18 protein-coding genes are annotated in these 23,948 nt (G+C 69.3%); 8 read left to right on the forward strand and 10 right to left on the reverse strand.

What is annotated here, in order from left to right; translation table 11 throughout:
• Positions 1-160: 160 nt before the first annotated feature.
• Complete coding sequence (locus AC1Q5A_RS14590; RefSeq protein ID WP_492701851.1) at positions 161-2,347, reverse strand: TonB-dependent receptor; 2,187 nt, start codon at positions 2,345-2,347, stop codon at positions 161-163.
• 182 nt (positions 2,348-2,529) lie between these two features.
• Between AC1Q5A_RS14590 and AC1Q5A_RS14595 the strand changes: the two genes are divergently transcribed.
• Together AC1Q5A_RS14595 and AC1Q5A_RS14600 are read left to right on the forward strand one after the other, a co-directional pair.
• Positions 2,530-3,192 (forward strand): hypothetical protein, encoded by a 663-nt coding sequence (locus tag AC1Q5A_RS14595; protein ID WP_492701853.1) that lies wholly within the window; start codon positions 2,530-2,532, stop codon positions 3,190-3,192.
• Positions 3,193-3,260: 68 nt separating this feature from the next.
• Positions 3,261-4,007 (forward strand): pteridine reductase, encoded by a 747-nt coding sequence (locus tag AC1Q5A_RS14600; RefSeq protein WP_492701855.1) that lies wholly within the window; start codon positions 3,261-3,263, stop codon positions 4,005-4,007.
• Here the strand turns inward: AC1Q5A_RS14600 and AC1Q5A_RS14605 are convergent.
• From AC1Q5A_RS14605 to folB, 3 genes are all read right to left on the reverse strand, one after another.
• Entirely contained in the window at positions 3,965-4,150 is a 186-nt protein-coding gene (locus AC1Q5A_RS14605; RefSeq protein ID WP_492701857.1) for a hypothetical protein, read from the reverse strand. The two genes, AC1Q5A_RS14600 and AC1Q5A_RS14605, sit on opposite strands and share 43 nt — an antisense overlap.
• 112 nt (positions 4,151-4,262) lie before the next feature.
• Positions 4,263-4,751 carry a 2-amino-4-hydroxy-6-hydroxymethyldihydropteridine diphosphokinase gene (folK, locus tag AC1Q5A_RS14610; RefSeq protein WP_492701859.1) on the reverse strand — a complete coding sequence of 163 codons (489 nt, stop codon included), beginning with the start codon at positions 4,749-4,751 and terminating at the stop codon, positions 4,263-4,265.
• Positions 4,751-5,110 (reverse strand): dihydroneopterin aldolase, encoded by a 360-nt coding sequence (gene folB / locus AC1Q5A_RS14615; protein WP_492701861.1) that lies wholly within the window; start codon positions 5,108-5,110, stop codon positions 4,751-4,753. Before folB ends, folK begins: the two co-directional genes overlap by 1 nt.
• A gap of 95 nt (positions 5,111-5,205) precedes the next feature.
• On the opposite strand from folB, the gene dbpA reads away from it, so the two are divergent.
• Together dbpA and AC1Q5A_RS14625 are read left to right on the forward strand one after the other, a co-directional pair.
• Positions 5,206-6,585 carry an ATP-dependent RNA helicase DbpA gene (gene dbpA, locus AC1Q5A_RS14620; RefSeq protein WP_492701863.1) on the forward strand — a complete coding sequence of 460 codons (1,380 nt, stop codon included), beginning with the start codon at positions 5,206-5,208 and terminating at the stop codon, positions 6,583-6,585.
• Positions 6,586-6,614: 29 nt separating this feature from the next.
• The gene (locus tag AC1Q5A_RS14625; protein WP_492701865.1) at positions 6,615-7,385 is read left to right on the forward strand and encodes a glutaminyl-peptide cyclotransferase; all 771 of its coding nucleotides are present in this window, start codon (positions 6,615-6,617) and stop codon (positions 7,383-7,385) included.
• 12 nt (positions 7,386-7,397) lie between these two features.
• Here AC1Q5A_RS14625 and AC1Q5A_RS14630 read toward each other — a convergent pair whose 3' ends face one another.
• From AC1Q5A_RS14630 to AC1Q5A_RS14640, 3 genes are read right to left on the reverse strand one after another with little or no spacing between them, the layout of a single operon-like run.
• Entirely contained in the window at positions 7,398-8,111 is a 714-nt protein-coding gene (locus AC1Q5A_RS14630; RefSeq protein ID WP_492701867.1) for a c-type cytochrome, read from the reverse strand.
• Between the two features lie 11 nt (positions 8,112-8,122).
• Positions 8,123-10,741, reverse strand: coding sequence for an MtrB/PioB family outer membrane beta-barrel protein (locus tag AC1Q5A_RS14635; protein ID WP_492701869.1), 2,619 nt, complete (start codon positions 10,739-10,741; stop codon positions 8,123-8,125).
• A 12-nt stretch (positions 10,742-10,753) separates the two neighbouring features.
• Positions 10,754-11,893, reverse strand: coding sequence for a DmsE family decaheme c-type cytochrome (locus tag AC1Q5A_RS14640; protein ID WP_492701871.1), 1,140 nt, complete (start codon positions 11,891-11,893; stop codon positions 10,754-10,756).
• A gap of 250 nt (positions 11,894-12,143) precedes the next feature.
• Between AC1Q5A_RS14640 and AC1Q5A_RS14645 the strand changes: the two genes are divergently transcribed.
• The gene (locus AC1Q5A_RS14645; RefSeq protein ID WP_492701873.1) at positions 12,144-13,106 is read left to right on the forward strand and encodes a LysR family transcriptional regulator; all 963 of its coding nucleotides are present in this window, start codon (positions 12,144-12,146) and stop codon (positions 13,104-13,106) included.
• 11 nt (positions 13,107-13,117) lie between these two features.
• Here the strand turns inward: AC1Q5A_RS14645 and AC1Q5A_RS14650 are convergent, their stop codons facing one another.
• Positions 13,118-14,350, reverse strand: coding sequence for a TIGR03862 family flavoprotein (locus AC1Q5A_RS14650; protein WP_492701875.1), 1,233 nt, complete (start codon positions 14,348-14,350; stop codon positions 13,118-13,120).
• A 989-nt stretch (positions 14,351-15,339) separates the two neighbouring features.
• Between AC1Q5A_RS14650 and AC1Q5A_RS14655 the strand changes: the two genes are divergently transcribed.
• The 3 genes from AC1Q5A_RS14655 to AC1Q5A_RS14665 all read left to right on the forward strand — a co-directional run bounded on the left by AC1Q5A_RS14655 (position 15,340) and on the right by AC1Q5A_RS14665 (position 18,541).
• Entirely contained in the window at positions 15,340-16,134 is a 795-nt protein-coding gene (locus AC1Q5A_RS14655; protein ID WP_492701877.1) for a hypothetical protein, read from the forward strand.
• Between the two features lie 60 nt (positions 16,135-16,194).
• A complete protein-coding gene (locus tag AC1Q5A_RS14660) occupies positions 16,195-17,016 on the forward strand; it encodes a PKD domain-containing protein (RefSeq protein ID WP_492701879.1) in 822 nt (273 codons plus the stop codon).
• Positions 17,017-17,191: 175 nt separating this feature from the next.
• Positions 17,192-18,541: a M20/M25/M40 family metallo-hydrolase gene (locus AC1Q5A_RS14665; RefSeq protein WP_492702028.1), complete on the forward strand. Its 1,350-nt coding sequence runs from the start codon at positions 17,192-17,194 to the stop codon at positions 18,539-18,541.
• A gap of 83 nt (positions 18,542-18,624) precedes the next feature.
• Here AC1Q5A_RS14665 and AC1Q5A_RS14670 read toward each other — a convergent pair whose 3' ends face one another.
• Together AC1Q5A_RS14670 and hrpB are read right to left on the reverse strand one after the other, a co-directional pair.
• Entirely contained in the window at positions 18,625-21,375 is a 2,751-nt protein-coding gene (locus tag AC1Q5A_RS14670; protein ID WP_492702030.1) for a bifunctional diguanylate cyclase/phosphodiesterase, read from the reverse strand.
• A gap of 17 nt (positions 21,376-21,392) precedes the next feature.
• Positions 21,393-23,939: an ATP-dependent helicase HrpB gene (hrpB, locus tag AC1Q5A_RS14675; protein ID WP_492701881.1), complete on the reverse strand. Its 2,547-nt coding sequence runs from the start codon at positions 23,937-23,939 to the stop codon at positions 21,393-21,395.
• Between the last annotated feature and the right edge of the window lie 9 nt (positions 23,940-23,948).

A 23,948-nucleotide genomic window follows, 5' to 3' on the forward strand; every position in this document is an offset into this window, starting at 1 on the left:
ACTGTGCTGGTAGCACTAGCTCACCACCACTGGCACCTCGATGCCTGAATGCGCGGGGGCGAGTCCACGCGATTACGCCGTGGCAAGTTCAGGGTTGCGAATCAAGGGCCGGGAACACCACTCGCCGCTCTTGCCGTTCCGATTCCCGATTTCCCGCTTCTCAGAAATCCTTCTGCAGGCTGAGGAACACGCCGCGGCGCGGGCCGAACTGCGGTGCGCCGACGCCGATGCCGCTGCCGTCGCGCAGCTCATACGTGCGATCGAGCACGTTGAGCACCGCCAGCTGGGTGTGCAGCTTGCCGAAACGGTCGAAGGCGAAGTCGTGCGAGACATTGAGGTTGAGCTGGAAGTACGCCGGCAGCGAAGCCCCGTTCGGCACCGCGCCGTCCTTGCGCAGGCCGCTGCCGAACAGGTAATCGGCGCCGACCCGGGTGCTGTCGTCCAGCGCGACGTTGATGCCGCCGGACGAGGTGAGCTTCTGGTCGTGGTCGAGGAAGATCCAGTGGTTGTTGATCCAGGCCAGGTCGTCCGGCGCGAAGTTGTACTGGCTGGTGATGATGCGCCGGCCGATCGCCTTGCCGAGCGATGCGTTGAAGTAGGCGGACAACGGCCCCTGCGCGTAGTTGGCGGTGAACTCGACGCCCTTCACCCGGCCCACGGCGTAGTTGAAGGTGGAGTAGACCAGCGCCGAGCCGAACTGGCCTTCGTCCTGCAGGCGCCGCACCTTGCGGTAATAGGCATCCACGCCGACGGTCCAGGCCGAGCCGATGCCCTGCGAGATGCCGGCGTCGAAATAGTCCGAGCGCTCGGCCAGCGGCGTGTTGTTGCCGCTGTCCGCCACCGCGTTGGTGGTGCCGTCGAACTTGGCGATGTTGCTGCTGGCGATCATCTCGGTCGCCGGCGGGGTGAAGTAGCGCGAATAGCCGGCATGCACGGTGGTGCTGCCGGTGGCCTGCCAGACCAGGCCCAGGCGCGGGCTCAGCTGGCTCTCGCTGCGCACCAGCTGGTAGCGGTCGCCGCGCAGGCCATAGTTCAGCGTCCAGTTGTCGCCGATGCTCCATTCGTCCTGCACGTAGGCCGACCAGGTCCTGGCGACCAGGCGGCTGCCGTCGAGGATGTTGATCGGCGTGGTGCTGGTCGGGTTGCCGCCGGCGTCGGCCGGGAACACCCACGCATCGTTGCCGCTGACCGCGCGCTCGAAGCTGCCGTAGACGCCGTAGCGCAACGTATGGCGGTCGCCCAGCGGCGTGGCGAAATCGGCCTGCAGGGTGCTGGCGCGGTTGCTGCGGCTGACGGCGGAGGCGACGCCATTGAACATCAGCTCGCCGATCCGGTCTGGCGTGTAGGCGAGGCGGCTGTAGCGCTGCCCCACCGACACCTGGTAGCCGGTCGCGCCCAGCTTGCCCTGCAACGCCAGCACGCCGAAGCGGGTGTTCTCGCGCTGGCGGCCGTCGAGGTCGGCGGAATTGAAATCCACCGTATCGAGGTAGCCGAACTGCGGCGCCTGGTTCGGGCGGTTGGGGATCTGGAAGCGGTTGTTGGCGACGCCGAACAGGAAGCTCAGGCGGGTGTCGTTGTCGATCAGGTAACTGATGTTGCCGAAGCCCTTCGCCTGGTTGGTGCGGTCGTGGATCGGCTTCTTGCTCGGCGTGGGATTCTCGATGCCGGCGTCGTTCTCCATGTAGTTGCCGGTAAGGAACCAGCTCCAGCGATCGTTGCTGCCCCAGACCGACGCATTCGGGTTGAGCGTGCCGTTGCTGCCGCCGGTGATGCCCACGCTGCCGCCGTTGCCGAGGTCGTGGCCGCTCTTCGTGGTGATGTCGACCACCGCCGCCGTGCGCAGGCCGTACTGCGCCGGCAGCGCGCCGTCGAGCAGTTTCACGCTGTCGATCGTGCGCGCGTCCAGGCTTTGGCCGAAGCCGCCGATCGACTCGGGGATGATCACGCCGTTGATGCGGTACTGCAGGTTCGCGTGGTCGCCGCGCACGTGCACGCCGCCGTAGGAATCCTGCACCACGCCCGGCGCCTGCAGCAGCACCTGGTTCACCGGCGTGGACGCGCCCAGCGGCAGTTGCGCGATCGCCTGGTGGTCGATCACGTACTGGCTGCTGCCGGTATCCGGCGACAGCGCGTTGCGCGCCTGGTCCAGCGCGGCCGAGACCGAGACCGCGCCCAGGTCCCGCACCGTGGCCGGCTGCCGGTTGCGGCTGCCGCCGTCGGTCGGGTCGTCCCCGTTCGCAGCCATGGCGGGGGCAGCGGCCTTGGTCGCCGGCGGCGCGTCGGTGGCATGGACGGTGGTCGTGCCCAGGGCAACGGCGAGGCTGAGGGCAAGCAGGGAAGGATTCATCGGCAATTCCGGCAGGGGGATGGGGTGCTTGTTGTGTAATGTTATAACATTGCCGAAAGATTTTCCGCTTCGCCTGCGCCACAAGTCATGCCTGCCGGCGAAACCGTTGATCCCTGCTTCATGCGACACGCCTAGACTGCCGGGACGCTTGCCGCGAGCAGCGACATCCCACGGAGCCACGCATGACCCAGCGCAGCCAGCAGGTTCCCGCCGTCATCGCACCGGCCGAGCACGGCCGGATCGCCGAGGCGATCCTGGATTTCGTCAGCCATGTGCCGGACAGCTCGGTCGCCGACAGCACGGACCCCGCCGGCGCAGCGCGTCGGCTGGCACGCCGCGCCGCCCGGCGCGCCGCACTCACCGCCGGCTCGCTGGCGCTGCCGCCCGGCCCGCTGGGCTGGCTGACCCTGCTGCCGGAGCTGCTCGCGATCTGGAAGATCCAGGCGCAGATGGTCAGCGACATCGCCGCCGCCTACGGCCGCCACGCCACCTTGGGCCGCGAACAGATGCTGTGGTGCCTGTTCCGCCACACCACGGCGCAGGCGTTCCGTGACCTGGTGGTGCGCATGGGCGACCGGCTGGTCTTCCGGCGGGCGTCGTACGGCGTGGTCGAACGCATCGCCAAACAGGTCGGCGTCAAGCTCACCCGGCGCACGCTGGGCAGCGGGGTCTCGCGCTGGCTGCCGGTGATCGGCGCACTCGGCGTCGGCGCCTATGCGCACTACGACACCGGGCAGGTCGCCCGCACCGCGATCGCGATGTTCGAGGGCGAGTTCGCGTTCGAGGACGCCGGCGCGGCGAGCAGGGCCGACGGACGCGTCGCGCGCCAGCCACCGGCCGGCTGAGCCGCGCGGGATGACGCGCTGCCGCCTTTGCGGCAAGCTGGGGCCTGCCTAGCCGCCGGAGCTGCACGATGCCGCCACGCCATGATCGCCCCGTCGCCCTGGTCACCGGCGCCGGCCGGCGCGTCGGCGCCGTCACCGCGCGCACGTTGCACGCGGCCGGCTACGATCTGGCGCTGCACTACCGCCATTCCGCCGACGCCGCCCGCGCGCTGGCCGACGAACTGGAACGACAGCGCGGCGGCAGCACCTTGCTGCTGCAGGCCGAACTGGCCGAACTGGCGGCGTTGCCGGCGCTGGTCGAACGCTTGCTGGCGCATTACGGCCGGCTCGACGCGCTGGTCAACAACGCCTCGGCGTTCTTCCCCACGCCGCTGGGCACGGCGACGCCGCCGCAATGGGACAGCCTGTTCGCCTCCAACGCGCAGGCGCCGTTCTTCCTCAGCCAGGCGGCGATCCCGGCGCTGCGCCAGGCGCGCGGCGGCATCGTCAACATGATCGACATCTACGCCGAGCGACCGCTGGCGGAACACACCGTGTACTGCATGGCGAAGGCCGCGCTGGCCGCGATGACCCGCTCGCTGGCGCTGGAGCTGGCCCCGGAAATACGCGTCAACGGCGTGGCGCCCGGCGCGGTACTGTGGCCCAGCGACGGCAAGCCCTACGCCGACCAGCAGGCGATGCTGGCGCGCACGCCGCTGCAGCGCGCTGGCACGCCCGAGGACGTGGCCGGCGCGGTGCTGTGGCTGCTGCGCGATGCGCCGTTCGTCACCGGTCAGATCATCCGGGTGGACGGCGGGCGCACCTTGTCGGTGTGAGTGGGCACGAAGGGCTTCAGCCCACCCCAGCCCTCCCCTGCAACCAGCGCCTCCGGCCACTTCTTCGGCGCGAACGCCTGCTGCGGCAGCGCCTGGTCGAAGTCGACGCTGGTTTCGCCCGCTTCCGCGTAGCGGTACAGCACAGTCGAGTAGATACCCTGCAGCGAGGCCTGGACCAGGCCGGGCAGGGTCAGCCCAGCACCACCACGACCGCCGCCAGCACGATCGCCGCAGCCATGCGACGGTGCGCTTCGCTCAATCCGGCAACGCCTCCACCTGCAACGGTTCGCGCTGCTGCGGGAATGCCGCCCACAGCTCGGCCATGCTCCGCCCGCTGACCGGATGCCGGAACGCCGGCGCGATGTCCGCGATCGGCCGCAGCACGAACGCGTGCTGCAATTCCCGGCGCGGGATCTGCAGGTGGCCGGGACCGTCGAGCACCAGGTTGTCGTAGAACACGATGTCGATGTCCAGCGTGCGGTCCGCATAGCGCGGCACGTCGCGGCGGCGGCCATGGCGGTCCTCCAGCGCGTGCAGCCAGTCGTTCAGCGCCTCGGGCGACAGCCCGGTATCCAGCCCCACCGCCAGATTGATGAAGTCCGCGCCATCGAAGCCGACGGATTTGCTGCGATACGCCGGCGAGACGTCGATCCCGCCGAAGCGATGGCGCAATTCCCCGATCGCCGCAGGCAGGTGGCGCTGCGGTTCAAGGTTGGAGCCCAGGCTCAGGTAGACCCGCGCCATCAGTGCGTGCGCGTGCCGCGTTCGATGCATACGCCGACGGCCTTCGCACCGCGCACAGCGCCGGGCTTGGACAACTTCAGGCGCACCCAGGCCACGCCGAACTCCTCGCGGATGATCGCCGCGCAGCGCTCGGCCAGCGTCTCGACCAGGCCGAAGCTGGAGGCCTCCACATAGCCGATCAGCCGCTTGGATACGTCCTTGTAGTTCAGCGTCAGCGCAATATCGTCGCTGCCGGCCGGCACGGTGTTGTCGAATGCCATCTCGATGTCGAACGACAGCGTCTGCCGTACCCGGCGCTCCCAGTCATAGATGCCGATGACGGCGTCGATGCGCAGGTCTTCGATGAAAACGGTGTCCATGGCGGCAATTCGTGGGGCGACGGCCGTACAGGGTCCGCGAGCCGGCGGCCGGATGCAAGCCCGTGCCACGCGGGCCGCCATGCGATCATGCGCATATGACCGCCTTCAGCACGCTCCCGCTCAAACCCGCCCTGCTCGCCAGCGTCGACACGCTCGGCTACGCCGCGATGACCCCGGTGCAGGCACAGAGCCTGCCGCCGATGCTGCAAGGCCGCGACGTGATCGCCCAGGCGCAGACCGGCAGCGGCAAGACCGCCGCGTTCGGGCTGAGCCTGCTGCAGGCGCTGGACGCGGACACGATCCGGCTGCAGGCGCTGGTGCTGTGCCCCACCCGCGAACTGGCCGACCAGGTCAGCAAGGCGATCCGCAAGCTGGCGGCGAACATCCCGAACGTGAAGCTCTTGACCCTGTGCGGCGGCATGCCGCTGGGGCCGCAGCTGGCCTCGCTCACCCACGATCCGCACATCGTGGTGGGCACGCCCGGCCGGGTGCAGGAACACCTGAAGCGCGCCAGCCTGCACGGCGGCGGCATCAAGGTGCTGGTGCTGGACGAAGCCGACCGCATGCTCGACATGGGCTTCAGCGAGGCGATCGACGACATCGTCGGGCGCATCGCGAAGCACCATCAGACCCTGCTGTTCTCCGCGACGTATCCGGAGGAGATCCGCGCGGTGAGCCAGCGCGTGCAGAAGGACCCGGTGGCGGTCACGGTGGAAGCGGCGGCCGAGCAGAAGCCGGCGATCGAGCAGCAGTTCATCGAGGTGGAGCCGGCGCAGAAGCCCGATGCGCTGGCGCAACTGCTCGCCGGCGAAGGCGGTCAGCACGCGCTGGTGTTCTGCAACATGCGCCGCGACGTCGACGCGGTGGCGCAGGAACTGGACCACCGCGGCTACTCCGCGCTGGCGCTGCATGGCGACATGGAACAGCGCGATCGCGACGAGGTGCTGGTGCGCTTCGCCAACCGCAGCTGCAACGTGCTGGTGGCCACCGACGTGGCTGCGCGCGGGCTGGACATCGCCGCGCTGCCGCTGGTGGTCAGCTACGACGTGGCGCACGACCCGGACACGCATACCCACCGCATCGGCCGCACCGGCCGCGCCGGCGAATCCGGCCTGGCGATCACGCTGTGCACGGCGCGCGAGCGGCCGAAGGCGGCGAACATCGAGGAGCTCGGCGGCGCGCCGCTGCCGTGGCGTACGCTGAAACTCGCGCCGCCGCGCGGCAAGACCCTGCACCTGGCGCCGATGAAGACCCTGGTGATCGACGCCGGCCGCCAGGACAAGCTGCGCCCCGGCGACATCCTCGGCGCGCTCACCGGCGACGCGGGGCTGGAGGCGAAGGACATCGGCAAGATCGACGTGTTCGCCACCCGCGCCTATGTGGCGATCAGCCGTGCGCTGGCGAACAAGGCGCTGGAACGCCTGCGCGCCGGCCGGATCAAGGGCCGCAACTTCCGCGTGCGTCCGCTAGGCTAGGCTTCCGCCACCCGCCCGGAAGCCAACCGATGCTGCGCCGGTTCACCTGCCTCCTCGCCGTGCTCGCCTGCGCCGCCGCGCACGCCGCCGACATCCCGGTCTACGGCTACCGGGTCGTGCACGCCTACCCGCACGACACCGGCGCGTATACCGAAGGCCTGTTCTACAAGGACGGCTATCTCTACGAGAGCACCGGCGAGAAGGGCTCGTCGACGGTGCGCAAGGTGGCGCTGCGCAGCGGCGAGACGCTGCAGCGGCACAACCTGCCGGCGCGCTACTTCGGCGAGGGCATCGTCGACTGGAAGGACCGCCTGGTGCAGCTCACCTGGCAGAGCGGCACCGGCTTCGTCTACGACCTGGCCAGCTTCGAGCTGCGCCACACCTTCCGCTACGAAGGCGAGGGCTGGGCGCTGACCCGCGACGACACGCACCTGTACATGAGCGACGGCACGCCGGTGCTACGCGTGCTCGATCCGGAAACGCTCGAGGTGGTTCGCCGCATCCACGTCACCGCCGACGGCACGCCGGTGACCAACCTCAACGAACTGGAATGGGTCGACGGCGAGATCTACGCCAACGTGTGGCTCACCGACCGCATCGCGCGGATCGACCCGGCCAGCGGCCATGTGGTGGGCTGGATCGACCTCGGCGGGCTGTTCGACAACAGCCAGTTGCCCAATCCCGGCGACGACGTGCTCAACGGGATCGCCTGGGACGCGAAGCACCGGCGCCTGTTCGTCACCGGCAAGTGCTGGCCGAAGCTGTTCGAGATCGAACTGGTCAAGCGCCCGGCACGCTGAGCGCGGGCGGCGTCACAGCGCGTCGAGATAGGCGGACAACGCCTGCACGTCGTCGTCGCCGAGCGTGGAGGCCACGCCCTGCATCACCTTCGCATTGCTGCTGCCGGCACGCGCGCCACTCTTGAAGTCGCCCAGTTGCTTGGTCACGTACAGGCTGGACTGGCCACGCAGACGCGGGTAGGTCGCCCATGGCGGTTGTGGCGCGCTGTTCCAGTGCGGCTGCGGACCCAGTCCACCCGGACCGTGGCAACCCTGGCAGGGCGGAATGCCCTTGGCGGGATCGCCGGCGAGGAACAGCTGCGCGCCGCGCGAGGCGATATCGGCATGGCCGGCCGGTTTCGGCGCCAGCGCGGCGTAGTAGCTGGCCAGATCGCGCATGTCGGCGTCGCTCAGCGCGGCGGCCTGGCCGCTCATCACCGGGTCGCTGCGCTGGCCGTCGTGGAACGCCTTCAGCTGCACGTACAGGTAGGTGGCCGATTGTCCGGCCAGGTTCGGGAAGTTCGGTGCGATCGCCACGCCCTGCGCGCCATGGCAGGCCGCGCACACCGCAGCCTTGCCCGCGCCGGCCTGGGCGTCGCCGCTGACCGGCCGCATGCGGCGCAGGTCCGCCACCGTGGCGGGCGGCGGCGTGCCGGCGGCGGTACCCGTCGCCTGCTGTGCCGCGACGTCCGTGGCGACGCCCGTGCCAAGCAGGAACATCAACAGGAGGCTGGTGCGATTCGTCATCCCGGCGCCCCTCACAATTTCAGGTTCAGCATCACGCCGACCAGGCTGACGCTGTAGTGCAGTTGGCCGCCCTTGTCGGTGTACAGCCGATGGTCGTAGCTGAGCGTGTTGTCGAAGCCGGCGTAGTGCCAGTCGCTGAAGGCGCCGGTCTGGTAGCGGCCGAACAGGCGTACGCCGACGCTGCGGTTGACGGCAAAGTTCAGGCCGAGGTCGAGTGTGTTGGTGCGGTACTTGTTGTCGGGGAAGCCTGTCGCGGCGGCGGCCACCGCGGCCGGAACGCGGTTGGCCAGCGCGCCGATGGTGGCGTAGCTGTAGCCGACGTGGCCGAACGAGCCGGTGTAGTCGTAGCGCAGGTCGGCGCGCACGCGGCCGAAGTCGTGGCTGAGGCTGAAGCCGCCGTTGCGGTTGCTCTCGCGGTCGAGCTCCCACCACTGGTTCGCGAACGGGTACAGCGGGCCGCCGAGGTTGGGATTGGTCTGGCCGGGCGTGCCCAGCGCCTTGCCGTTGTCCGGCCCGTCTGCATCGTTGACGTTGGCGATGCCCATGCGCGAGGTTTCCGCGCCGAGGTAGGCGTTCACCGTGGTGGCCGAGGTCGGCTGCCAGTCCCACTGCACGGTGGCGCCGGTGGTCTGGGTGTTCTGCCGCCCGATCACCGCGTCGTACCGGTCGCGGTTGCCGTAGAAGGTGGCCGACAGCGTGGCCGACTCGCCCCACGGGTAGGTGATGATCGCGCGCGCCTTGCTCTCGGTGCGATCGGACAGGTCGTACTTGCGCATATCGGCGACCGTGTGCGCCGGCAGGCCGTTGACCGGCTCGACGAAGCCGGGCAGCGACTCGGAGAAAAACTGCCTGTATGGGTTGTAGTTGTACCTGTCGCCGTCGCGCCTGGCGTACTCCCAGCTCAGCCGCAGGGTGGCGCCGCCAAACACGCCACGGCTGACCCAGTCGAACTTGATGCGCTGGTCGTCGACGCGCTTGCGCTCGCGGTACTTCGGGCGGTTGTGGTCGAAAGTGTAGACGACGCCGAGTGAGCTCTTGCGGCCGAACTGCCAGTCGCCGCCCAGCTCGAAAACGGTGTCGGTGTAGCCGAACGGGTTGTTGCGCACGGTGACGTTGGCCGACCGGTACAGCGGATTGGTCGGGTCGAAGATGCCGGTCTCGCCCGGCACCACGCTGCCCTGCGAGCCGTTCTCGGAGATGTAGCCGTACTGGCCGGTGAGCGGGTTGTAGGCGAGGTAGCGGGTTTTGTCGTCCTCGCGGTACCAGCGCAGCCCGGCGTGCCAGCCGAACGCCGGCGTGGGGTGGAAGGTGACGCGGGCGTCGATGAGGCCGGTGTCGATGCGCGCGTTCGCGTTCTTCCGCGACAGCGCATCGGTGGTGTTCCAGTTGGCGCACTGGAAGGTGTAGTTCACCGGTGGCGCGATGAAGATGCCGCCCGTCCCGGTGCAGGTGGTCGGCGCCAGCAGCGCGTCGTTCTGGCGCATCGTGCCCCACGCACCGGCCACGCTGAACTGGCCGTTCCACTTCAACTCGCGCGTCAGGTCCAGGCGGATATTGTGGTAATCGTTGTCCGGCTCCAGCGAGAACTGGCCGTTCTTGATGTCGGCCACCTGCGGCGTGCCGACCACGTTCCACAGGCGGAACGGACTCTCGAAGTTCAGGCGGTCCTTGTGGTTGCGGAAGAACGAGCCGTTGTAGGTGGCGAGGAAATGCCACACCTTGCCCACGTTGCGCAGGCTCAGGTTGATGTCGGTGGTGCGGAAGTCGATCGGCCGCACCGTTTCCAGTACGCCGCCGTTGTCGGGGAACGGGAAGTTGAAGAACATCGAGCCGCCCCACAGGCGGGTGCCCGTGCGCTTCTCGTTGGTGATCGAGGCCGAGCCGATCCAGTCGCGGTACAGCACGCCTTCGTAGCCCAGCCCCGCGCGGGTGCGAGTGAGCCCGATACTGCGCCGTGGCGCGGCGGCCGACGCCGCGGCCACCTGCGCCGGCGTGCTGGCGCCAGCCACCAGCGGCGCCGGCAGGGTCAGGTCGGTGCTGCCGACGCCATTCCAGATCGGGTAGGCGCTGGTCGACACGGTGTGCGGCATGTCGCGGTAGAAGCCCTCGACGCGGTAGCTGCCGTAGCGGCCCGCACGCAGACGGTAGAACTGGTCGTCGCCGCTGAGGCGGCTGCCGCGAAACTCGACGTAGCTGCCGGTCTGGCGGTTGTCGAAACCGAGCGCGAACAGGCCCAGCACCGCGCCGCTTTTCCAGTCGTCGTACTGGCGGAAGTATTCCGCGTTGCGGTCACCGCCCACATGCAGGTAGCCGAATTCCAGCAGCCCGCTGTAGGTCCAGTCACCCGAACCCAGCGGCTTGCCCGCATCGATTCCCGGCGGGTGCGGGTACAGTGCGCCGGTGGGCGTGCGCAGCATGCCGGGGTGCAGCAAGGACATGCCGTCGGGATCGGCCGGATGCAGCATCGGCGTCCAGCCGCGCAGGTCCAGTCCGTTGCCATACTGCATGTCGCCCACGCGCATGGTGCCGCTGGTGTCGCCGGCCGTCGCGCACTGCATGCCGATCAGGCCGGCCAGCAGCCCCAGCACCAGGGCTTTCGGCGTCGTGCGATTTCCTTTCTGCGCAGGCATGGTCGGCCTCCGTCACTTGTGGAACTTCGGTCCGGAAGGATTGTTGGAACCGTGGATGTTGGCGTGGCAGCTGAGGCAGCCGCGGCCCATCAGGCGCTCGTCCGGGAACGGCCCGGTGCCGAGGTTGGCCGCACTCTGCAGGTCGTTCGGGTGACGCGTCATGGTGTGGCACTGCTGGCACAGCATCGGGATCGGCGCGACCAGCAGGGTCTGCTGGTTTGAGCCGTGCACGTCGTGGCAGTTGAGGCAGTTCGCGCGCACCGGCGCGTGCTCGAACAGGAACGGCCCGCGCTTCTCGGCGTGGCAGGTGTAGCAGGTCTCGTTGACGGTGTCGGTCTTCAGCAGCGGCTTGGTGATCGAGCCGTGCGGGTTGTGGCAGTCGGTGCAGGCCATCTGCCCTTCCGGCAGCGGCATGTGCGAGCGGCGGTTGAACTTGGCGCGGATGTCCTGGTGGCAGGTCGCGCAGACTTCGTTGATCGAGGATTTCGCCAGCACGCCCTCGGGCGACAGCCGCGCCATCGGATTGTGGCAGTCGGTGCAGGACAGGCCGCGGTTCTGGTGGATCGAGCCGATCCAGTGCTGTCGCGCGCCGCCGGCATGGCAGCTCAGGCAGACGCCAGCCTGGGTCTGCGGCGAGGTTTTCGCGTCGTGGGTGAAGGCGATGATCTTGCCTGGCGCGGTGGGGTCCTTGGCGTGCTCGGAACCCGGGCCGTGGCAGCTCTCGCAGGCCGCCTGCGGGCCGGTGTTGGCCGCGCCGGCGCGGAACGAGGCCACGTGCAGCGTGTGCGAGGCCTGCACGTTCTCCTGCGCGTGGCAGGCCACGCAGCTCTTCGCGCCGATCGCATCGGCGTTCGGGGCCAGCGGGTTGACCGGAATCGGCGCGGCGTCGAACGGGGTGGCCGGGCTGTCGCCCACTGGCGGCAGATGGGGGTTGTTCGCGCGTGCGGCGTCAGCACCCATGTCGGTGGCCGGCAGCATCCTGGCGATGTCGCCCTGACTGAGCCCGCTGGCCGGTGCATGCCCGTTGTCGGTCGCGACGGGGTCGCTCGTTGCCGCCTGCTGGGCGTGCAGATCCCGGGAGCCCAGCAGCATCGTGGCGGCACCCAGCATCACGCAAAGCAAGGCTGCAAGAAACAGCAAAATCGCACGCATGGCTTGGAACCCCTTGGCTAGCGTGAACACCTGATCGCGATAGGCCGGCGCCGCACCCGTCCGGTGTGCGTTCCTTCGACGCCTCCGGCCTTGCCCGGCACTGCAGTATTCCCTTCGGGGAGCGCGATTGATAAGCCCTGCGTTGTTGCGTTTAATATCCAGGATCAGAGAACAATTCTTCACGATTGCGCAACGCAGCAAGACATTTCGCCCTCGGGCCGCCCCGACAACGCCGCCGCAAGGATGTGCCGTGCAGGACCTCAACGACATCTACTACTTCGTGCAGGTGGTGGAACTGGGTTCGTTCACCGCCGCCAGCAAGGCGCTCGGCGTGGCCAAGTCGCAGCTGAGTTTCCGCGTGGCGCGGCTGGAGGCCAGCCTCGGCGTGCGGCTGATCCAGCGCACCACGCGGCGCTCGCACGTCAGCGAGATCGGCCAGCGCTACTACGAACAATGCCGGCAGCTGCTGGCCGCCGCCGAGCAGACCCAGCGTGTCATCGACGAAGCCCAGGCCGCACCGCGGGGACGCATCCACGTGGCCTGCCCGGTACTGTTCGCGCAGTTGTTGCTGGCGCCGGTGCTGGTCGACTTCCTGCGGCAACATCCCGAGGTGCAGGTCGACCTCGACATCTGCCATCACCAGGCCGACGTGATCGCCGGCGGCTATGACATCGCGTTCCGCGTGCGCGATACGCTCAAGGACTCCAGCCTGGTCATGCGCAGCTACGGCATGGATCCGCAGATCCTGGTGGCCAGTCCCGAGCTGTTGCGACGCCAGGGCCAGCCGCTGCAACCGATGGACCTGAAACGCCTTTCCAGCGTCGGCGTGATCAATACCGATGGCCGGCATTTCTGGCACCTGCAGGCCGCCGATGGCCGCACCCAGCAGATCGAGCACCACCCCAGCCTGGTCAGCGACGATTTGCAGGTGCTGTACCAGGCGGTGATCGGCGGCATCGGCGTGGCGCAGCTGCCGCAGTTCGTCTGCCGTGAACCGATTGGCGAAGGCCGGCTGGTGCCGTTGCTGCCGGCATGGTCGCTGCCGCCGGGCAACGTGCACGCGGTGTATCCCTCGCGCCACGGCCACACCCCGGCGCTGCGCAGCTTCATCGACTTCGTGGCGCAGCACATGCCGCAGGTACTGCGTCGCACGCAGCAGGGCGTGCTGACCGAGAATGTGAAGCCCGCGCCGGCAGGCCTGGTCGCCGGCTGAAACCGGGCCGGCTACGCAGCCAGCCAGCGTGCCGCGCCGCGGCCGGCCAGCAGGCCGCTGGCGAAGCAGGCGGTGAGCAGGTAGCCGCCGGTGGGCGCCTCCCAGTCCAGCATCTCGCCGGCGCAGAACACGCCGGGGCGGGCGCGCAGCATCAGCTCCTCATCCAGCTCCTCCAGCCGCACGCCGCCGGCCGTGCTGATCGCCTCGGCCACCGGCCGCGGTGCGCGCAGGCGCAGCGGCAGCGCCTTGAGCCGCGCCGCCAGCGCCGCCGGATCGGCCAGGGTGGGCTTGTCGGTGAGTTCGAACACCAGCGCGCACTTCGCCGCGTCCAACCCGGCGCGACGGCGCAGCCAGTCGCCGATGCTGTGCTTGCCGCGCGGCGCGGCGAGGCGTTCGGCGAGCACCGCTTCGTCATAGCCGGGCACCAGGTCCAGCCCAAGCAAAGTCTCGCCGTGTTCCGCGATCTGCTCGCGTAGCCCGGCGCCGATCGCGTAGATCAGGCTGCCTTCGATGCCGTATTCGCTGAGCACGAACTCGCCCTGGCGCGAACGGGCCACGCCATGGCGGTCGACCCAGTGCGCCACCACCGGCTTCAGCGGGGCGCCGGCGAAGCGGCTGGCAAGATGTTCGCTCCACGCCACCTCGAAGCCGCAGTTCGCCGGCTGCAACGGAGCGATATCGATGCCGGCCTCTCCGAGCGGCGCCACCCAGGCGCCATCGGAGCCGAGCTGCGGCCAGCTGGCGCCGCCGAGCGCGAGGACCACTGCACCGACCGATACCGTGTGTTCGCCCTGCGGCGTGGCGAAGCGCAACGCGCCATCGCTCCAGCCCAGCCAACGGTGGTGCATGTGGAAGGCCACGCCCGATTCACGCAGGCGGTGCAGCCAGCGGCGCAGCAGCGGCGCCGCCTTCAGGTCGGCGGGAAATACCCGGCCCGAGCTGCCGGTGAAGGTCTCCACGCCGAGCCCGCGCGCCCAGCCACGCAGCGCATCCGCGTCGAACGCATCGAGCCAGCGCCCCACCTCGTCGCGCCGCGCCGCATAGCGTTCGACGAAACGCGCACGCGGTTCGCCATGGGTGAGGTTGAGGCCGCCCTTGCCGGCCAGCAGGAATTTCCGCCCCACCGAACCCTTCGCGTCGTACAGGTCGACTGCCACGCCAGCCGCGCACGCAACCTCGGCTGCCATCAGCCCCGCCGGACCGCCGCCGATGATCGCCAGGCGGTGGGTGTTCGTCCGGTTCATCGGCGCATGGTCGCATGCCGCCCCGGCGGAATGAACTGGCGGCCGGACCATCGGCGGCGCTGCGGAGCGACCCCGGCGCACCTTGCCGGACGCTTCCCGGCAAGGATCGGCCGAATCGAAAATAAACCGGATTAATCGCCGATCCGGATTTATGGACTGCCACGCAACAGCCATGGAAAAGCTACGGAACATATTGCGCGAACGGCCAGATCTAATATCGTTCCAAACGCATGGAATTACGTAAACCTTCGGAACTTGGCACAGCTTGGCGCATGACCCTTCGCGGCCGTCCTGACCCTGTGAAAGGCCCACCTCGGATGCGCACCAGGTTCATCCATTATCTGATGCAGCGGAAGGACATCGTTACTTGGCGCACCCGCTGCGGGATCCCTCCGGGCCATCCGCACAGATCCAACAAAGCACCGTATTAATGAAAATATTTACGATGTGGAGACGCCAACGCGATTACCGGATGACGTGATCGCGATCACCGCCACTTCGAAAAGTCCTATTGACTGGTTTCATCTGCAACTCATACCGTCGCCGCATTCGCCAATGGGGAGATTGGCGAATGATCCCATCACCACGCCTGCAAGAGCCATTTCGATTCCGCACTCGGCCCCGAGGGAAACCAGGGGGAGGGTCCAGTGCAGGACACGGGATCGCGTGGCCATCCAAGAACAATTCCTTGTGCTGCGTCTGTCCACGGCACTCCATGCATGAGGCCCTCACGGCCCCATCGGGTCCGTTTGTCCTCAAGAACCTTGGGAGTTTGAAATGCCAGGCAATTTTCGATTGAAATCATGGGTCGTCGCGGCGGGAGTCGCGATCGCCGCGGCCGCGGCCCCGTCGGCCGTCCTCGCAGCGACTGCGCAGAGCAACGCCGCGTCTGAGGCGGCAAGCAACCCGACGGCCAATCCCTATATTCGCCGGCCTATGGGCACGCTTACCGCCACGGCGTGTTTCCCACCAGGGAAGCCCATGACCGGATGAAGCAGTACCAGGCATTGCTGGCGACCACGGCCGCCACCGGCGCCCAGACGCTGAGCTACGGCGGCGGCGTGGACGGCATCGGCGTCACCAGCGGCACGCCGAAGGTCTACATCGTCGTCTACGGCAACCAGTGGGGCACCGCCAGCACCGATGCCAGCGGCAACATGAACCTGTCCGGCGACGCCTACGGCGCCGTGCCCTACCTCGAGCGGATGTTCAAGGGGCTGGGCACCGGCGGCGAGCTGTGGTCGGGCACGATGACCCAGTATTGCGACGGCTCTTCGGTGGCCACCGGCGCCACCTCCTGCCCCAGTGGTGCCCCGAACATCGGTTATCCGACCGGCGGCGCCTTCGTCGGCATCTGGTACGACAATTCGGTAGCTTCGCCGTCGAACGCCACCGGCGCGCAGCTCGCGCAGGAAGCAATCAACGCCGCGCAACATTTCGGCAACACCACGGCGGCCTCCAACCGCTACGTGCAGTACGTGATCCTGTCGCCGAGCGGTACCCACCCGGACGGCTTCAACACCAGCACCGGCCAGTTCTGCGCCTGGCACGACTGGAACGGCGACCAGAACGTGACCTCGTCGGTCGGCGACGTGGCCTTCACCAACATGCCCTACGTGCATGACATGGGCACGAGCTGCGGCATGAACTCGGTCAACGGCAGCGCGGGCGCGCTGGACGGCTTCTCGATCGTGGAAGGCCACGAATACGCCGAGACCATCACCGACCAGAACCCGGCCGGCGGCTGGACCAACCACACCGGCAACGCGACTTACAACGGCTAGGAGAACGCTGACGAGTGCGCCTGGATCACCTCCGGCCAGGGCGCCACCGCGAACGTGACCATGGGCAACAGCACCTACCCGATGCAGAGCACCTGGTCCAACGACACCAACGAATGCGACCTCTCGCATCCAATCGTCGGCGGCAGCAGCGGCGGCACGCCGGTGGCCAACTTCACCGACACGATGAGCGGCCTGACCGTGAACTTCACCGACACCTCCACCGACAGCGGCGGCACCATCTCGGCGCATTCGTGGACCTTCGGCGACGGCAGCAGCTCGACCGCCGCCAGCCCCAGCCACACCTATGCGGCGGCCGGCACCTATAGCGTCACCGAGACGGTGACCGACAGCGTCAACAGCAGCACCAGCTCCAAGACCGCCTCGGTGACGGTCTCCAGCAGCAGCCCGTCCCAGCTGCTCGGCAACACCGGCTTCGAGAGCGGCACGTCCTCGCCGTGGTCGATGAGCTCCGGCACGCTGTGCAGCAACAGCGGCTGCACCGGTGAAGTGGCCCATAGCGGTTCCTGGTTCGCCTGGCTGGACGGCTACGGCACCACCCATACCGACACGGTGTCGCAGTCGGTGGCCATCCCGAGCGGCAGGACCTCGGCTACGCTGTCGTATTACCTGCACATCGACACGGCGGAGAGCGGTTCGACCGCGTATGACACGCTGACGGTGCAGGTGCTCAACAGCTCGGGCTCGGTGCTCGCCACGCTGGCCACCTTCTCGAACGTCAATGCCGCCACCGGCTACGCCGTGCACACGGCCGACCTCTCCGCGTACATCGGGCAGACGGTGACAATCAAGTTCACCGGCAGCGAGGACTCGTCGCTGCAGACCTCGTTCGTGCTCGACGACATCACGCTGACCGTGCAGTAAGGCGGCCATCGTCGCCGCTGCACGCGCAGCGGCAAAGCCCAGGGGCCCGGTCGGTGACGACCGGGCCTTTTTCATGGCCGCCCGGGCCCTGCCTGTACGCCGGCCGTTGTAAGGTGATGGTTTGTTCCAGCGGATCCCCGTCGTGCATCGATTCCTGCCCTGCCTGTTCCTCGCCATGCTGCCAGTGACGGCGGCCCAGGCGGCATCGCTCCCCGCCATGCCGCACGAGCAACCGGCGCTGCACGCACTGGCCGGCGCCCCCAGCGAGGCGGAGCTGCGCGCCACGATCACCAGGCTGGTCGGCTTCGGCACCCGCCACACGCTGTCCGACACGAAGTCCGACACCCGCGGCATCGGCGCCGCGCGGCGCTGGGTGAAGTCGCGTTTCGAGGCGATCTCGCGCGACTGCGGCGGCTGCATCGAGGTGGTCACACCCTCGCAGGCATTCAGCGGCAAGCGCATCCCTACGCCCACCGAGGTGATGGACGTGGTCGCGATCAAGCGCGGCAAGCGCGATCCGAACCGGGTGATCGTGATGACCGGCCACCTCGACTCGCGCGTCAGCGACGTGATGGACGCCAGCAGCGATGCGCCCGGCGCGAACGACGACGCCTCCGGCGTGGCCGCGCTGATGGAAGCCGCGCGGCTGCTGTCGAAGCAGGACAACGATGCCACCCTGGTGTTCGCCGCGCTGTCCGGCGAGGAGCAGGGCCTGTACGGCGGCAAGGTGCTGGCCGACTACGCGGTCGCGCACGGCTGGCAGGTCGAGGCCGATCTCAACAACGACATCGTGGGCAACAGCCACGGCCAGAACGGGGTGGTCGACAACACCACGGTACGGGTGTTCTCCGAGGGCACCCGGAGCAACGAGACGCCGGCCCAGGCCAACTACCGCCGCTATCACGGCGGCGAGGTGGACTCGCCCTCGCGCAACCTCGCCCGCTACCTCGACCGCCTGGCCGACCGTTACCTGCCCGACTTTCGCGTGCGCATGGTCTACCGCACCGACCGCTACGCCCGCGGCGGCGACCAGGTGCCGTTCCTGGAAGCGGGCTATCCCGCTGTGCGCGTCACCGAGGCACACGAGAATTACACCCGGCAACACCGGGATCTGCGCACCGAGGGTGGCGTGCGTTACGGCGACACGCTCGACGGCATCGACTTTCGCTACCTAGCCCGCGTCACCGCCCTGAACACCCTCGCCATGGCCGCGCTGAGCCGGGCGCCGGCGCCGCCGACCGGCGTCGACATCGCGGGCGCCGTGGCCACCGACACCACGCTGAAGTGGCGCAAGGTGCCCGGCGCCGCCGGCTATCGCGTGCATTGGCGCGATACCACCGCGGCGCAATGGCAGCATGCGCGCACGGTAGGCGACGTCGATCACACAGTGCTGCAGGACGTGGTGATCGACGACTGGTTCTTCGGCGTGTCGGCGGTATCCGCCGACGGCTACGAGAGCCCGGTAGTGTTCCCCGGCGACGCCGGCAGCTTCGCGCGTTCGCCGGCGGCGCCCGGCAAGCCCTGACCCGGGTCAGTCATCACCGGCGGAGTGCGATGGCCCGATCGGCAACGATCGGCCCATTTTTCCCTGGCGGAGCATCCGCTGCCTCAGTCGCGCTGGAACACCGCCAATTCGGGCCGGTGCAGGCTGAAGCCCTGCACCCCGTTCACGCCCAGCGCCGCCAGCGCCTGCACGGTTTCCGCGTCGGCCACCCACTCGGCGACGACCTCCAGGCCGAGCCGGTGACCGATGTCGGTGACCGCCCTGACCATCAGGTGGCTGACCGGGTCGGTAAGCATGTCGCGCACGAAGCTGCCGTCGATCTTGATGATGTCCAGCGGCAGGTTCTTCAAATAGGTGAACGAGGACATGCCGGCGCCGAAGTCGTCCAGCGCGACCTTGCAGCCCACCGCACGCAGTTGCTCCATGAAGCGCACCACCTGCGACAGGTTGCGCACCGCCACCGTCTCGGTGATCTCAAAGCACACCTGCGACGGATCCACCCGATAGTGGCGCAGCCAGCCGATGATCCGGCCAGCCAGCGCCTCATCCTCAACGCTGGCGCCGGAAAGATTGATCGCCACCCTGTGCAGCCCCGCGCCTGCCGGATGCAACCGGTCGAAGTGGACCAGCGCGGTCTCGATCACCCAGCGGTCGACCGCGGGCATCAGGCCGTAGCGCTCGGCCGCCGGCAGGAACACGCCCGGCACCACCAGCTCACCCGCCTCGTCGCGGAAGCGCAGCAACAGCTCGACGCTGGGCCCGGTTTCGAGCGCCGGCGACAGCGGCAGGATCTCCTGGTAGGCCAGCACCAGCCGGCCCTCGTCGACCGCCCAGCGCAGCCGGTTCGCCCACTCCATCTCGCCGTGCCGGCGCACCGTCTCGTCATCGCGCTCGGAGTAGAAGTGCACGCGGTTGCGGCCAAGTTCCTTGGCCATGTAGCAGGCGGTGTCGGCCTGTGCCAGCAGATCTTTCACCAGCGCGCCCGGGCGATCGACCAGCACGCCGCCGATGCTGGCGCTGACCAGGTAGCTGCGTTGCTCCCAGCTGAACACGTAGCCGTCGATGCAGCGGCGCATGCGCTCGGCCGCCTGCTCGGCGGCAGCCCGGTCGGCCACGTTCGTGACCAGCACGCCGAACTCGTCGCCGCCCAGCCGCGCCAGCACATCGCCGGCGCCCAGCTGCCGGCGCATGACGGCGGCCAGCTGGGTCAGCAACTGGTCCCCGGCGAGGTGGCCGGAGGTGTCGTTGATCAGCTTGAACTGGTCCAGGTCCAGGTACAGCAGCACGGCGGGTGGCGCCGCGACGTCGATTTCCTGCAGCGCCGCCTGCAGGCGCAGTTCGAACTCGCGCCGGTTGTAGAGCTCGGTCAGCGCATCGTGGCTGGCCTGGTGGCTCAGCCGCTCGGTCAGCCGGCGCTGCTCGCTGATGTCGCTGGCCACCATCAGCAGCATGGCGCCCCCGTTCAGCGCGATCCGCGAGATCGCCACGTCGGCCCAGAAGCGTGACCCCGCGTCACCGTGCAGGGGGGTTTCGCTCCAGTCGCCATCGCCGGGGTCGGCGCCGCCGAGCCGCGCGCGCAGGTGCGGGTCCTCGAACAGCTCGGGCAGGCGGCGCCCGACGACCTGTTCTCCAAGGCGCACACGCGCAGCCTGGTTCGCGTAGGTGATCCGCCCGTCCCCGGCTTCGGCCAGCAGCACCAGCGCCGGCAGAAGGTCGTTCAGCGCGCGGAAGCGCTCCTCGCTCTCGCGATAGCGGCGGCTCGTCCGCCAACCCAGTTCGAGCGCGCGCTGGCGGGTACTGACGACGGAATACACCAGCAGCGCCAGCAGGATGCTGGACAGCACGCTGGCCCACAGGATCGTCTGACTCCCTCCGCGCACGGGCGCGCCTGCGTGGTCCGGCAGCGGCCACATGCGGACGCTCCATACGCGCCCGCCGTAAGCCAGCTTGCGCTCGTAGCGGTAACCGTCGCCCAGCCATACCGGGCCGTTACCCGAGTCGAACAGGGGCAGCGCCTGCGCCTCGGTGACGTCGCTGACCTGCAGGCGCAGGTTGCGCGTCATCGAGTCGGGCAGCGAGTTGCCGATCAGTCCATCCAGCCGGAACGATGCCGCGATCGAACCGCGCATGCGCGCGCGCCGCTCCTCGACGGTCCGCGGCGGCGTCCCCGGGCTGTAGATCGGCAGCCGCAGGGTGACGCCTTCGCCCGCCATGCCGGATCCGGCCAGCTGGACCGGATGGAACGGCGCCGACAGGGTCGCCTGGTCGCTGTCGCGCGAGGCCAGCAGGCCGGCGAGGTTGCGCGGCTGCGTGCCCACGTCGAGCCCGACCACGCTGTCGTTGCCGGCCGCCGGCTCGACCCAGCGGGTTGCGTAATGCTCGCCGTCCGGCCGCAACTCGCGCTGGGCGTAGGCCAGTGCAAGCAGGCTGGGGAACTGTTCGCGCGGCCGCATGTTGGCGTAGAAGCCGGCGTATTCGCCCGCGTCCACCTCCTCCGAGGAGAGGAACAGCGATTGCGCGGCGCGCAGTAGCGACTCGGCCGCATGCAGCCGGCCCTGCAGCGAAACGCAGGCCTTGTTGGCCAGCTCGTTGCGGACGAGCGTGCGTTCGGCCCGCAGCAGCTGCTTCTGCTGGTCGTATACGGCCAGCGCCAGCGAGAGCCCCAGCAGCAGCGCGAGCAGGCCCCACAGGTAGGCAGCCACGCGCCATCGCGAGGGTTGCGGAATCACGGGATCGCCCGCGCTACCGTCATCCGGCGGTGCGGGAAGCGAATCGTCGGGATGCTTTTTTCCGGGCAAGGAGGCCACCACACGATGCCGTGGCCGCCGATGGTACACAACCGCACTGACGCCCATCCACGCATGCGACGGAATCAACGTCCACCGCGTGGCTTCGCGCGGTGCGTGGGCGTGGCCGTCCACGGGTCGTCCGGCCACGGATGGCGCGGGTAGCGGCCCTTCAGTTCCTTCTTCACTTCCGGATAGGTGCGCTCCCAGAAACCCTTCAGGTCCTGGGTTACCTGGATCGGCCGGCCGGCCGGCGAGAGCAGGTGCAGGGTGACCGGGATGCGGCCGCCACCGATGCGCGGCGTATCGGCCAGACCGAACAGTTCCTGCAGCTTCACCGCCAGCACCGGCGGCTCGCCTTCGGCGTACTCCAGCCGGCGGCTCTGCCCGCTCGGCACGAGCAGGCTTTCCGGCGCCTGCGCATCGAGCGTGCGGCGCTGCTCGTAGTCGAACCGCGTGGCCAGCGCCTGCGACAGCTGCTCCGCACTGAGCGCGTCGAACCGGTGCCTGCCCTCGAGGTACGGCGCCAGCCAGTCCTCCAGGGTGGCCAGCAGCGCCGGCTCGGAGACATCGGGCAGGCCCAGTTCGGGCATCCACGCGCGCAGCGCCTGCATGCGCGCGCGCAGCCGCCGCGCGGGATCGCTCCACGGCATCGCGTCGAGGCCCTTGGCGCGCACGGCGGCAAGCAGCGAAGGCAATGCATCGGCGGGTTTCACCGGCACGCTGCGGCGCTCCAGCACGATCGCGCCGAAGCGGCGCTCGTCGAATGCCTCGGCGGCGCCGCGCTCATCGTTCCAGCGCAGCGTGCGTTCGCGGGTGAAGCGCTGCGGGAAGTCGCGTTCGAGCACACGCGGATCGAACGGCGCGGCGGCGAACACCAGGCTGTCGCGCGCCTCCAGGCGCAGGTCGAGCACCACCAGCCAGGGCTCGCCCAGCAGCGCGGTGTCTTCGTGCAGACGCACGCCGCGGCCGTTGGCCAGCGTGTAGCGCAACGGGTTGCCGTCGTCGCGACGCGCAATGCGATCGGGGAACGCATGCAGCAGCAGGTCGCCGACCGCGTGGCTGTCGGGCGCGCCGGTCAGGGACGACCCAGTGTCGCGGGCGCAGGATGCGCTGGAGCGACCGCCGCTGGCGGCACTGCGCACGTCGAGCCGGCGACGCCAGCCTTTCGCGGTCTGCTCGATCGCCGCCAGCGCGCCGGCATCGGCGCCATGGCCGCGGCGGTCGCGCCAGGCGTGCAGCGCGGCCACGCGCACGCGGAAATCGTCGCTGCGCGCCTGCGCGCCACGCAGCGGCGAACGCGCCTCCATCAACGCCAGCAGGTCGGCGACCAGCGCATGCAGCCCTGGCGGCGCGCGCAACGCGGCGGCCCCCAGCCGTGGCGTGGCGCCGAGCTCGAGCATGCGCCGGCCCAGCGGGGTGATGCGGCCGTCGGCGTCCAGCGCGGCAAGACCCGCCAGCAGTTCGCGCGCCTGCGCCAGCGCGCCGGGCGGCGGCGGGTCCAGCCAGCGCAGCTCGTCGCTGCCCCAGGCCGCCAGCTCCAGCGCCAGGGCGGACAGTTCCGCCTGCACGATCTCGGCCGTGCGCGCCGGTTCCAGCCGCCGGCTCTGCGCCCACAGCCGATACGCCGTGCCTGCCGCCACGCGGCCGGCACGACCGGCGCGCTGGTCGGCCGAAGCCTGCGAGATGGCCACGGTTTCGAGTCGAGTGAAACCGGAGTTCGGATCGAAGCGCGGCTCGCGCGCGAGCCCGCTGTCGACCACCGCGCGGATGCCCGGCAGAGTGACGCTGGACTCGGCCACGTTGGTCGCCAGCACGATTCTCCGCACGCCCGGTTCGGCCGGCACCAGCGCGGCCTGCTGCTCGGCCAGCGACAGTTCGCCGTGCAGCGCGACCAGTTCGACGTCGTCGCGCGCCAGCTTCTGCGCCAGCACCGCGTGCGCCCGTGCGATCTCGCGCCGGCCGGGCAGGAACGCCAGCACGTCGCCGTCGTTCTCTTCCAGCGCCTGCCGCGCGACGCGGGCCAGCTGGTGTTCGACGGCTTCCTGCGCACGCGCCGGCGGATAGTCGACGCGCACCGGGAAACTGCGGCCGGGACTCGTGAGCCGCGGCGCGTCCAGCCACGATGCAATGCGCTCGCCGTCCAGCGTGGCCGACATCAGCAGCAGGCGCAGCTCCGGCCGCAACGTGGCCTGCACGTCCAGCGCCAGCGCAGCGCCGAGGTCACCGGCGAGGTGGCGTTCGTGGAACTCGTCGAACACGATCGCGCCGATGCCACCCAGTTCCGGATCGTGCTGGACCAGCCGGGTGAGGATGCCCTCGGTGACCACCTCGATGCGGGTGGCCACGCTCACCTTCGACTCGAAGCGGATGCGGTAGCCGACGGTCTGCCCGACTTCCTCGCCGAGCTGCCGCGCCATGAACTGCGCGGCGGCACGCGCCGCGATCCGGCGCGGCTCCAGCATCACGATCTTGCGCCCGGCGAGCCACGGCGCATCGAGCAGGGCCAGCGGCACCTGGGTGGTCTTGCCGGCGCCCGGCGGCGCCTCCAGCACCAGCCGCGGCGTCGCGGCCAGCGACGCGCGGATCTCGGGCAGCAGCGGGGTGATCGGGAACGAAGGCGGCGCATTCATCGCGCCGAT

This window comes from Rhodanobacter sp. GW835-FHT13D09, assembly GCF_058793995.1.